The organism is Alphaproteobacteria bacterium 33-17 (assembly GCA_001897445.1).
Taxonomy (GTDB): Bacteria; Pseudomonadota; Alphaproteobacteria; order Rickettsiales; family 33-17; genus 33-17.
Map to the genome: position 1 here is coordinate 147,771 of MKSX01000027.1, position 12,020 is coordinate 159,790.

9 protein-coding genes are annotated in these 12,020 nt (G+C 34.7%); 8 read left to right on the plus strand and 1 reads right to left on the minus strand.

Features of this window, described 5'->3' with window-relative positions; translation table 11 throughout:
- Position 1: 1 nt before the first annotated feature.
- The 5 genes from BGO27_05585 to BGO27_05605 all read left to right on the plus strand — a co-directional run bounded on the left by BGO27_05585 (position 2) and on the right by BGO27_05605 (position 7,194).
- A complete protein-coding gene (locus tag BGO27_05585; GenBank protein OJV12192.1) occupies positions 2 to 3,337 on the plus strand; it encodes a transcription-repair coupling factor in 3,336 nt (1,111 codons plus the stop codon).
- Between the two features lie 88 nt (positions 3,338 to 3,425).
- A complete protein-coding gene (locus BGO27_05590) occupies positions 3,426 to 4,982 on the plus strand; it encodes a hypothetical protein (GenBank protein ID OJV12193.1) in 1,557 nt (518 codons plus the stop codon).
- A 26-nt stretch (positions 4,983 to 5,008) separates the two neighbouring features.
- Positions 5,009 to 5,407 (plus strand): hypothetical protein, encoded by a 399-nt coding sequence (locus BGO27_05595; protein OJV12194.1) that lies wholly within the window; start codon positions 5,009 to 5,011, stop codon positions 5,405 to 5,407.
- Positions 5,408 to 5,607: 200 nt separating this feature from the next.
- Positions 5,608 to 6,486: a hypothetical protein gene (locus BGO27_05600; GenBank protein OJV12195.1), complete on the plus strand. Its 879-nt coding sequence runs from the start codon at positions 5,608 to 5,610 to the stop codon at positions 6,484 to 6,486.
- A gap of 21 nt (positions 6,487 to 6,507) precedes the next feature.
- On the plus strand, positions 6,508 to 7,194 hold the full coding sequence (locus tag BGO27_05605) for a hypothetical protein (protein OJV12196.1): 687 nt from the start codon (positions 6,508 to 6,510) through the stop codon (positions 7,192 to 7,194).
- 13 nt (positions 7,195 to 7,207) lie between these two features.
- On the opposite strand, the gene BGO27_05610 is transcribed toward BGO27_05605, so the two are convergent.
- Entirely contained in the window at positions 7,208 to 8,491 is a 1,284-nt protein-coding gene (locus tag BGO27_05610; GenBank protein ID OJV12197.1) for an RNA polymerase sigma-54 factor, read from the minus strand.
- A gap of 140 nt (positions 8,492 to 8,631) precedes the next feature.
- On the opposite strand from BGO27_05610, the gene BGO27_05615 reads away from it, so the two are divergent.
- Genes BGO27_05615 through gatB form a run of 3 tightly spaced genes read left to right on the plus strand, consistent with a single transcriptional unit; the run spans position 8,632 to position 11,865 of the window.
- Positions 8,632 to 8,928, plus strand: coding sequence for a hypothetical protein (locus tag BGO27_05615; protein ID OJV12198.1), 297 nt, complete (start codon positions 8,632 to 8,634; stop codon positions 8,926 to 8,928).
- Positions 8,929 to 8,951: 23 nt separating this feature from the next.
- Positions 8,952 to 10,427, plus strand: a complete 1,476-nt coding sequence (gene gatA / locus BGO27_05620) for an aspartyl/glutamyl-tRNA amidotransferase subunit A (protein ID OJV12199.1) — start codon at positions 8,952 to 8,954, stop codon at positions 10,425 to 10,427.
- Positions 10,417 to 11,865: an aspartyl/glutamyl-tRNA amidotransferase subunit B gene (gatB, locus tag BGO27_05625; GenBank protein ID OJV12200.1), complete on the plus strand. Its 1,449-nt coding sequence runs from the start codon at positions 10,417 to 10,419 to the stop codon at positions 11,863 to 11,865. The genes gatA and gatB overlap by 11 nt, the downstream gene beginning before the upstream one ends.
- Positions 11,866 to 12,020 lie beyond the last annotated feature (155 nt).

A 12,020-nucleotide genomic window follows, 5' to 3' on the forward strand; every position in this document is an offset into this window, starting at 1 on the left:
TATGCAAAACTACACAGTACCAAGGGCAGGTTATGCTTTTTTTGCTAATAAAATTCCCCAAAAGTCCGTGCTTATCGCACCAAATGAATTAGAAGCAGCATTACTTTGTGAGCAGTTATATAAACTTTCGCCTTCTAAAAAAGTCCACATGTTCCCCGCATGGGATATTCAGCCATATGATAGAGTCTCGCCAAATATAAGGATAATGAGCGAAAGAATAAGTACTCTTTGTAATCTTGACTATGCTGACATTATTGTTACAACTGCAGCGGCGTTAAAGCAAAAAATACCAGATCCTAAATACTATAAAGATGCCAGCATTTTAATTGAATCAGGTAAACGGATAGACAGGGATAAATTAGTTAGTAAATTACTTTTAATTGGCTATAACCGCACTTCTATAGCTAGTGAAATAGGCGATATTGCCGTAAGGGGCGGTATAATTGATATAGTATCTGAAGAGGGCATAGGTTTTAGAATAGATTTTTTCGGTGATGAGATTGAATCAATTAAAGAGTTTGATCTCATTTCCCAAACATCTAACAGCAAGCGCGAACGGCTTTTGATTTTGCCTGTATGCGAGGTTTTATTATTTGATAAAAACATTCAGAATTTTAAAGAACATTACCTAAGCGAGTTTGCAATAAGTAATAAAGATCCACTTTATGAAACTATAGTCAATGGCGGTAAATATCAGGGGATGGAAAACTGGCTACCTTTATTTTATAGTGAAGTTAAACCAGTACTTCAGATTTTAAATGATTTTAGCGTTATAGCATATGAAAGAGATATTGCTGAATATAGCGCTTTAGATGACCATATATTAGAAAGTTACAACCTTCGCATTCGCCTTAAAAATCAAGAGGAAATAGCCTATAACGCACTTCCCGCAAATAAAATATGGGATGTTGAAGGTGAGATAACTCCAAGCCATGTGCTGCATGAGTTTGGTGATTATGATGATTTAGGCATAAAATATAGTAATTTTAAAGCCAGCTTAAATATTAATGTATTTCAGTATCTTAAAGAAGCGCGCAATAAGTTTTCGGTTGATAGAGTGGTAGTTTGCTCAAGCTCTAAAGGCTCTTGTGAAAAAATGCTGGATATTTTAGAATCTTATAGCATAAACAGTATCTATATTAATGAAATATCAGATATAAAAAGCTTATCCCCAAAAACTATAGGCGTTATAAATTTCCCTATCGATAATGGAATAATCGCTGGTAATATACTCTTTGTATCAGAAGAGGAGCTTCTGGGTTATAGAATTAAAAGAAAATCTTCAAAAATCTCCTCTAAAAATACTGAAAACTTTATATTTGAGGCTTCAAATTTAAATCCAGGTGAGCTTGTAGTTCATGGGGATTATGGAATCGGTAGGTTTGAATCGCTAGAGACGCTTACAATTCAGGGTGAGCAGCATGACTGTATTAAAATAGTCTATTTAGGTGACGATAAGCTTTACATTCCCGTTGAAAACATTGACCTTATAACACGTTACGGTGCAGATGATGGTGTCCAGCTTGACAAGCTTGGGGCTGCTTCTTGGCAAATGCGTAAGGCTAAGCTTAAAAACCGTATTAAAATTGAGGCTGAGTCTATTATTAAGATTGCCGCCGAGCGTTCGATGCGTAAAGGTCAAACCTTAGTTGCTCCAAATGGTTTATACGATGAATTCTGCGGCAGATTCCCATATGTTGAGACAGATGATCAGCTAGCGGCAATTGAAGACGTAATTGATGATTTAGGTTCAGGCAGACCAATGGACAGGCTAATATGTGGTGACGTAGGGTTTGGAAAAACCGAAGTTGCCTTAAGAGCAGCATTTGTTGCGGCATTTGGCAGCGAAGGCAGAACAAATCAGGTAGCAATTGTTTGTCCAACTACTTTACTTGCAAGGCAGCATTACCGTAATTTTACTAACCGATTTAGAGATATGCCTGTTAATGTGCAAATGCTATCCAGGCTGGTTAAACCGTCTGAGGCTAAAAAGGTTAAGGATGGTCTTAAAGATGGCAGCGTGAATATTGTAGTTGGAACGCATGCGTTACTTGCCAAAACTATATATTTCAATAATTTAAGCCTAATGATAGTTGACGAAGAACAGCATTTTGGTGTGGTGCAAAAGGAAAGGCTCAAGGAAATGAAGGCTAATGTGCATGTTCTTACTTTATCTGCAACCCCAATTCCTCGCACTTTACATATGTCGCTTTCAGGAATTCGTGACCTGAGTATTATTGCGACCCCTCCAGTTGACCGAATGGTGACTAAAACCTTTGTTACTCCATTCGATGCTGTAACTATTCGTGAAGCAATAATGAATGAAAAGGCAAGGGGAGGAAGGTGTTTTTTTGTTTGCCCAAGGATTAGTGACATAGAGGAAGTACGTATTAAACTTAGCCAAATAGTACCTGAAGCCACCTATAAAATTGCCCATGGTCAGATGAAACCCGATGAAATTGATGATATTATGAACGGTTTTTATGACGGTGATTTTGACATTTTACTATCTACTACCATTGTAGAATCTGGCTTAGACGTACCATCTGCCAATACAATACTTATATATAGAGCTGATATGCTAGGACTTTCTCAACTTTATCAGCTGAGGGGAAGAGTAGGGCGTGGTAAAATAAAGGCATTTGCCTACTTAATTACACCTAAACTTAATATAATATCACCACAAGCACGTAAACGCCTGGAAGTTATGCATAAAATTGACAGTCTTGGCGCTGGTTTTACTGTCGCTACCCATGATATGGATATCAGAGGCGTAGGGAACGTGCTTGGCGATGAGCAATCTGGTCATATCCGTGAGGTTGGTATTGAGCTTTATCAGCAAATGCTAAAAGATGCTATAGAGCAGGTTAAAGATAACAAAACCGATGAAGAAATTACTCATGAAAGCCCACAGATTAATATTGGCTTGCCAGTACTTATCCCAGAAGAATATGTAGCCGACATTAATTTAAGACTTAACTTATATAGAAGGATTGCGGCGCTAAATAATAAGCAGGAGCTTGACTCTTTCTATTCCGAAATGGTCGATCGTTTTGGCGCAATGCCTGATTCTGTAAAGCATTTATTTACTATTATTGAGATTAAGCAAGTTTGTATAAAAGCAGGAATCTCTAAAATTGATACTGGTCCTAAAGGTGTTGTTTTGGCATTTTACAATGAAACACCTAAGTTTCCGGATAAAATCATGGCTTATGTTGCAAAACACCCTAATATTGCTAAATTACGCCCTGACAACAAGTTTGTGGTACAAAAGGAAATGCAGGAAGCTGCTCAAAATGTTAAGTTTATCAAAGGTTTAATAGAATCGCTTTGCTAATACAAGGAGTTTATTAACATTTTATTGACTTTTCGTTAATTATATTATATAGTTTTAATAAATTAATTATATTCATGAGCTATATTACATGACAAAGAGAAAGTTTGCTGGTCAAGAAATATTTAATGAAAGAGATTTTCAGGGATTATCTCAAGATGAGATAATCGAAAGATTAGAAAATGAGATAGATTTATTAATTGAAATTGAAGAAGAAGGTCTGGTTGCAAACAGATCAGGTCAAATTCAGTATATCTTAGATGCTTGCCGCTTACTTGATAAAAAATCAATGCGAGAGATTGCAATTTATTCGGATAACTGGATATTTGATTTTCTTTCTTTCGAGCCTAAACATTGGTCTTATATTATAGACTTCTTGAACACTTTAGAAGAAAAAGATAAAGATAACGTTATCTGGAATATATTAATGTATATAGATCAAATAGATCAAGATTCAGCTGATGATACAGGCAACCGTTTAATTGCAGCAAATGTAACGCAGCAGATATTAACTTCTTTAACAGATAATAATTTAAGAAATTTGCTTTTAATAGATAATGAATATTGCAATGGAAAGGCAATATTAGCAACTGTTGCTGGTATTTGCAGTGATGAAAATGCTGCAATAAGCTTTTGGAACAGAATACCGAATGAATTTAAATTACAATGCCTTAGGTACGATGAATATTGCACTATAGGTTTATTATTAATGAGTGGCTTAATCAATACTATAGAACATATATTTTCTCAAATTAGTTCAAATGAACAAAAACAGGCGCTACAATCTGTTATTTTTGAAAGCTCTAGTTTTATACAATATAAATCAACATCACTACAATGGATAAGATCTAAAATAGGTGCGATTGAATGGCATATACTTCTGGCGACAAAAAACTATTCTATATTTGAAGGCATTTGCAAAAAGGCTATGTATGAACCAGAATACTCGCAAAATCATGATATTATTCAAAAAATAATCTTGGAGTTCCCAGGCGATCCAAACTTTAAGACAATTTATGACAATGTTAAAGCAGTTCATGAACAAAAAGTAGAAGAGTGCAATTCATTTTTGGACAAAATATTTGAAATACCTTCAGAAGATGAGTCATTGCCAATGAATATAGATACAGGCGAGGGAGATGAATGGCAAGTTTCTAAACGTCAGAAAACTAACCATACTATACACCCAAATTTAGATTTCTCTAAGAGACAAAATAAGTTATCTATAGCTCAAAAGGATTATGAAAAAAGTTTTCCCCAAAATGTATCTCAGGATATGTTAATTAAAAATACAAAGGAAGAAATAGATATATTAAATCAAAGAATTGAAGGTGAATTCAAAGGTAAAAATATAAGCACTGAAGATGACCAGATATTAGCGATATTATCATATTGTAAAAGACTTAATAAAAAGTCAATGCGTGAAGTTGCAATTTATCGAAATATGTTCTTGTTTGATTGCTTGCTAGAAAAAAGTGAATATTGGTCTTATATGGCTAAATTTATCCTTTGCCTTACAGAAGAAGATAAAAATACCTTTGCAACGGAAATACTATCTTACATCAATGCAATGCAATGCATGTTGATTGTAAGAAAATCGCAAACAAAAATCAAACAGCTATATATATTAAACAAATCCGTCAAATAGCTGCAGATACTATACAAAATATTTTCTTGTTTTTTAGTGATGAAAATTTAAAGGAGCTTCTTAAGGTAGACGATGAACATGAGTGTGATAAAGGTATCGCAATATTTTCCAAAATAGCCAGCCTTTACTCTAATGAGAATGAAATAATAAAATTCTGGAATAAAATCCCAGATGAATTTAAGTTGCAATGCCTTAGGAGTGAAGATTACTACACTATTCATATTTTATTAAAAAAGGGTTTTGTGAATACAATAGATCATATGTTTTTGCAAATTGGTGAAAATGAACAGAATATAATTTTAAAATCTCTTAAAGATAGAAAAATTGAAAAATATAACGATACGTCATATGAATGGATGCTATCTAAATTAAAAAAGACTATTTGGAGAAATACTCAGCAGCAAGGACAAAATCAAAGGTTCTAGCATATGAATAAAAATATCAAGAAAACTGATAATTAAAGAACAAAGCCACAGCAATTATATAGTTCTGTGGCGTTTGTTTTTATATCGTATTTAACATAATATATATTATGTGACTTTTATTATACCTATAAGTATAATAACTTGACAGCAGAGTATAAATATATCATAAAGGCGCAAATAGTTAAAAAATGGTAAATATAATGCAGCACAAAGAAAATACTCCCTCTAAAGAAGATTATACTAATCAATTACTGACCGCGGTTAAAAACAATAATGTAGCTGATGTAAAAAGATTACTTGAAAATGGCGCGGATGCTAATTTTATTGATCCTGAAAACCATATTCCCTTATTAGGTATAGCAGTTGATAAAAACCCAGCAATATTCTATTTTTTACTAAAATATAAAGCCGATCCAAGTGCGGTTTATAAAAAGACATCTATGGTGCGGTATAAAACATCAATACTGTCTGAAGTTATCTTTGGATTCAAATATTCTCATTTAATTTTACTAGCCAAGCACGGGGTTAAATACGATTCTTACACAACCAATGGTGTCAGTGATTCTATTATGCCTCTGGAAACAAAATTATATATTCCTAAATTTGCAAGTGATCATGCTAAGATTTATAAAATATCAAACTTATTTTATATGTTTGATATTTACCCAAATATGAATAATAGTTCTCGTACTCACGCAAAAAATTTCATCCTTGATCCCAAAAATATTGCTGATTTTGTAAGCATTTATACTTCACTTGTTAGTGATATTATAGAATCCTATTATCCCGATGAAATTAAGCAAACATTTGCTCGCAATTGTTTTGTTACGCATAAGTGCCTTGAAAATGGTAAGGGTGATACCGCGTGGAGAGAAGGACTTGATAATAAAGCCCCTATCCTACCTTCTGAAATAGTGAATAAAATTGTGAACTTCAATAACATATCTTTAAAGGAAGTTACCAAAAAAATCCTTGATGAAATTCTTTTAATAGAAGATAAAGACGTTAAAGATGCAATTTACAAGGGTGTTACAGAGCATTTTAGTAAAAAACGGTCTGAAAGATTATTTTTTATGTAATTAAAAAAGAGAATAAGCAATATGTGCGCTAAATTTATTGAGATTGTTAAGACAAAAGTTACTCATACAGGTAGTGACTCTGATATAAAAGCTTATAATGTATTAGAAAAGGAAAATTCTCTTTTACCTTTATGGGAGTTGCTTGAGATTAACGCTAATCCTAATTATAGTTTAGAATCTTACGACCCATTTGCTCGGAAGGTAAATAAATCACTATTATGTTTAGCTTTTGCAAAGAGAAAGCAAGATTGTATGGTGCTTCTCATTAAATTTGGCGCAAGATTTACCTTGAGCCTGTTTGATTCGTATTTTAATGCTGCGCATAATCTAGCGTGGAATGGAAATGACGATGATTTAAAATTTAATTGCAGTTTTTTATTGATCTTAAAACTTGATGAAGGTGAACTAGAAAAAAATAACAAATTCATTAAACCAGAGAATTTAGACGGAGCTAAAGCATTTTTTCATAACTTTCAGGTTAATTTTGATAAATTAGTCGATATATTTTACGAACTAGTAACTATGCAGCAACAAAGATTAAAACATAAATATGCTATAGACTGGCGTGGAATTCTTGAGTGTGAAGTTGAACGTCAACCCGAATATATTCTCGATCAATTTTTAACTCTTAGAGATGACGCTTTAGCTGCCAGAGTTAGATCAGAAGTTCTTAAAAAGATTGAAAACGATATAAACATTGTTCATTGAAAACACCAATTTTTTAGCCCCTCTCCCTGTTTCTAACGTGTGAGGATGGGATATTTAGAAGCCCACGGTACTTGGCTACCGTGCGCCTTGCAATCGAAATATTGCGCTTCCTAAGCAGTTCTACAAGGTCATCGTCTGAGAGTATGTTTCCTGGCGTTTCCTTTTTGATAATTTCCAAAATTAGATTCATAATCGCCTTATTTGAGGCTTCTTTGCTATTATCATCAGAGTTTACACTTTTACTGAAAAACTGTTTAAAAGGCATTATTCCTTTAGGTGTATACATATACTTATTAGCGCATATTCGGCTTACTGTACTTTCGTGAACACCAATAGAATCTGCTATATTTTTTAGGGTCATTGGCTTTAAATACATATTACCAAACTCTAAAAAACTCGTTTGATTTTGCACAATATACGTAGCAATTTTAAGCACGTTTTCAGCTCTTTGTTCTATTGCTTTTATAATGTTGTTTGCACTATGATAATACTCTGCAATAACCTTGGAATCGTTATTATTTGCCTTAATAAGGCTATAATACTTTTTATCAACCAATAATCTTGGAAGTACTGCCGTATTTAGCTCAACTTTATAGCTATTATCTGGAAGTTTTTTAACTATAACATCAGGACCTATAAATATACTTGGGTCATTTTCAAACTTGAGCGCAGGCTTTGGATCTAAAAGTTTAAGTTCCTTGATCATGTTTACAACGTCATCATTCGCGCTATTAGTAATCTTAGATAACTGGTTTATATCGTTTTTAGCAACCAGCTCAAGGTTATTGATAAGCCCCTCATATGCTTTATTATATAGCCCTTTGTCTTCTAACTGCATTTTTAAGCATTCGTTTAAGTTGCGGGCAAAAACTCCAGCAGGATCAAAGGTTTGTAATTTTTTTATGACTTTATCTAAATTGGGCTTTTTGTATCCTTCTTCTAATAATAAGTACCCTCTTTCATCAAGCATGTCCATCAGTTCAAAAGCTATTTCAATATCCTGAGGATCAGAAAAACTAATCTCGATCTGCTCACTTAAATGCTCATAAAGGGTTTTCTCTTTTGAATAAATACTAGTAAAGTCAAAGTCTTTGTCAGAAGCATATTTGATATTATCTATATAATTATCATTTGCCTCGTCTTTTTCGAGTAATGGGTTTTCGTTAATTTGCTGGTCGATAAATTCTAAAAGCTCAAGATTAGACAGCTGTAACACCTTAAGCATAGTATTCATAGACTGCGAAAGCTTAAGCGTTTGAACCTGTTTGGCTGATTGTACCTGACTAATTATCGCCATATTTCCGTAAAGTTAAAATATTCATATTCATATTCATATACTAGCGATCTTTAGATCATATGTAAATAATGAACTTGACAAAGTATGAAATTTCTCTTCTACTATGAGCCACAAAACCTACTTAAAAATAGAGAAAAACGATGGCTGAAATTACAGTACAAGAAGTTAATAAAATCGCTCGTCTTGCTCGTATCAAAATGAATGAGGAAGACGCAAAAAAAATGTCTTTAGAGCTTTCAAAGATTTTTGAAGTTATTGATATGCTTCAGGAAGTTAATACTGACAATGTAAAAGAGACAATAAACGTAATTGATAGCTTTAATCTCCAGGTATTTAGAGAAGACAGCATTACAGATGGCAACAAGCAGGAAGACGTTCTTAAAAACGCAAAAGACGCTGCATATGGCTGCTACGCCGTTCCAAAAGTTATTGAATAATATTACAAATTATAGGTTTTAACGTGAGTGAATTACTTAAACTATCTATTTTAGAAGCTAGCAAAAAGCTACGCTCAAAGGAAATTAAAGCAACTGAGCTTGTAGATAGCTATATTAAACAGGCTAAAAAAACAAAAGATTTAAACGCATTCTCGCTGGAGACATTTGACTTTGCAAGAGAAGAAGCAAAAAAATCACAAGAAAGACTTGATAATAACACAGCAAGACCTTTAGAAGGTATACCTGTTGCGGTAAAAGACCTTTTCTGTACAAAAGGCTTTAGAACTACATCTTGCTCAAAAATGCTTGCAGATTTTATTCCTCCATATGACTCAACAGTTAGCTCAAAATTACTTGGCGCTGGCGGTATTATGATTGGTAAAACAGGTATGGATGAATTTGCTATGGGTTCATCAAATGGTACAAGCTATTTTGGCGGTGTTATCAACCCTTGGAGAGCAAAAGATAATCCTGATAAAAAACTAGTTCCAGGTGGCTCTTCTGGCGGCTCTTCTGCATCAGTGTCTGCCTTTTCATCAATGGCAGCACTTGGAAGCGACACAGGCGGATCAATTCGCCAGCCAGCGGCTTATACTGCAACAGTTGGTATTAAGCCAAGTTACGGCAGATGTTCACGTTATGGCATGGTTGCATTCTCAAGCTCACTTGACCAAGCGGGTGTACTTGCAAGAAGCGTTGCAGATGCTAGCTTAGTTTTAGAAAATGTCATGGGTCATGATGAATTTGACTCAACAGTACAAAACCTACCAGTACCGCAGTTATCAAAACTATCTGCAAATAGCATGAAAGGATTGAAAGTTGGCGTTCCAAAAGAGTATGATCACCCGATGTTATCAAGTGATATCAAAGCATCATGGGAAAAAGCAATTAGCCTTGCAAAAGCGCAAGGTGCTGAAATCGTTGAAATTTCAATGCCACATACAAGCTATGCACTTCCTGTTTATTATATTATCGCGCCAGCTGAGGCATCATCTAACTTATCACGTTATGACGGCGTTAGATTCGGTTATAGAACAACCTCACCTATTACTAATATCAATGACCTTTATGAATATACAAGGGCTGAAGGCTTTGGCGCAGAAGTAAAACGCCGTATTATGATTGGTACATTTGTATTATCATCTGAACATATAAGCAGCTATTACCAAAAGGCTCAAAGAGTTAGAACTTTAATTATCGAAGACTTTAAGAAAGCATTTGAGAAAGTTGATGTAATACTAACACCAACCACCCCAACACCTGCATTTGGCCTTGAAGATAAGCTTGACCCAGTTAGCATGTATATGAATGATTTATTTACCGTTCCTGCAAGTCTTGCTGGTCTTCCGTGCATGTCACTTCCAATTGGGATAAATGAAAGCGGACTGCCACTTGGCATTCAGCTTATAGCTAAACATTTAGATGAAGAGACAATGATAAAAGCCGCGCTTTCTTTAGAAGAAGCGATTAGTTTTAAATTAAATGCGTATGGTATGTAATATGAGTAATTCAGATTGGGAAGTTGTAATTGGTCTTGAGGTTCATGCTCAGGTTTCGTCAAAATCAAAACTATTTTCAGGTGCTGCAACAGAGTTTGGAGCAGAGCCAAATACGCAGGTATCTTTAATTGATGCTGCTATGCCAGGAATGCTGCCTAAGCTTAATAAGTTCTGCGTTGAGCAAGCTGTAAAAACAGGTCTTGGTATTAATGCGACAATTAATTTAGAGTCACGTTTTGACCGTAAAAACTATTTTTACCCTGACCTTCCGCAAGGTTATCAAATATCACAGTTTTATAAGCCTGTTGTAGAAAACGGTAATCTTATGATTACTTTAAAAGATGGCACTACAAAAAATATTAGCATTGAAAGAATTCACTTGGAGCAAGATGCTGGTAAAAGCCTTCATGATCAAAGCCCAAAGCATACTTTCATTGATCTTAACCGTTCTGGTATTGCTCTAATGGAAATTGTTTCCCGCCCAGACCTTAGATCAAGTGAGGAAGCTGCAGAATACATGAAAAAGCTCCGTAGTATTTTAAGATACTTAGGTACTTGCGATGGTGATATGGAAAAAGGATCATTAAGATGCGACGCTAACGTATCTGTAAGAAAGTTTGGCGCACCACTCGGCACACGCTGTGAGATTAAAAACCTCAACTCAATTCGCTATATTGTTAAAGCTATTGATTATGAAGTTGATCGCCAAATTAGCGTTATAGAAAGCGGCGGCACAATTAGCCAGGAAACAAGACTTTTTGACGTAGCAACTGGTGAAACACGTACAATGCGTTCTAAGGAAGATGCACTTGATTACCGTTATTTCCCAGATCCTGATCTTTTAACACTCAAAATTGACGAAGGATTTATTGATGGCATTCGTAAGATTATGCCAGAACTTCCTGAGCAGAAGATTAAAAGATATACAGAAACTCTAGGACTTAGCGCATATGACGCTGAAGTTTTAACAGCAGAGAAAGAGTCAGCAGATTACTTTGAGGAAGTTATTAAGGAAGCAGAGCCAAAAATGGCAGCTAACTGGATTATGGGTGAGCTTTTTGCAAGGCTTAAGAAGGCAGATCTTGAGATTGACGCATCCCCTATTGCGCCTAAAACACTTGCTAAGCTTTTAAAGCTTATTTCAAGCGATGTGATATCTGGTAAAATTGCTAAAGACGTATTTGAAATTATGTTTACAAGCGGCAGAGATCCTGAAGAAATTGTAGAAACCGAGAACATGAAGCAAGTAACAGATTTGTCAGCAATTGAAGCACTGGTTGATAAGATTATAACTGACAACGCTGATAAAGTAGCAGAATATAAATCTGGTAAAGATAAGTTATTTGGATTCTTTGTTGGTCAGGCGATGAAAGCATCAGGCGGCAAGGTAAACCCAGATATTTTAAACCAGATGCTGAAGGATAAACTGTCTAAGTAATGTTTTTATGGATTCCCACGAGATATTACATATCTTTCGGAATAACGACTTTGAACGTCATGTCATTGCGAGGAATGTAGTACATTCCGTGGCAATCCATTTCAGGCTCAAGTTTTTATGGATTCCCACGAGGCGTGATACGCCTCTCGGAATGA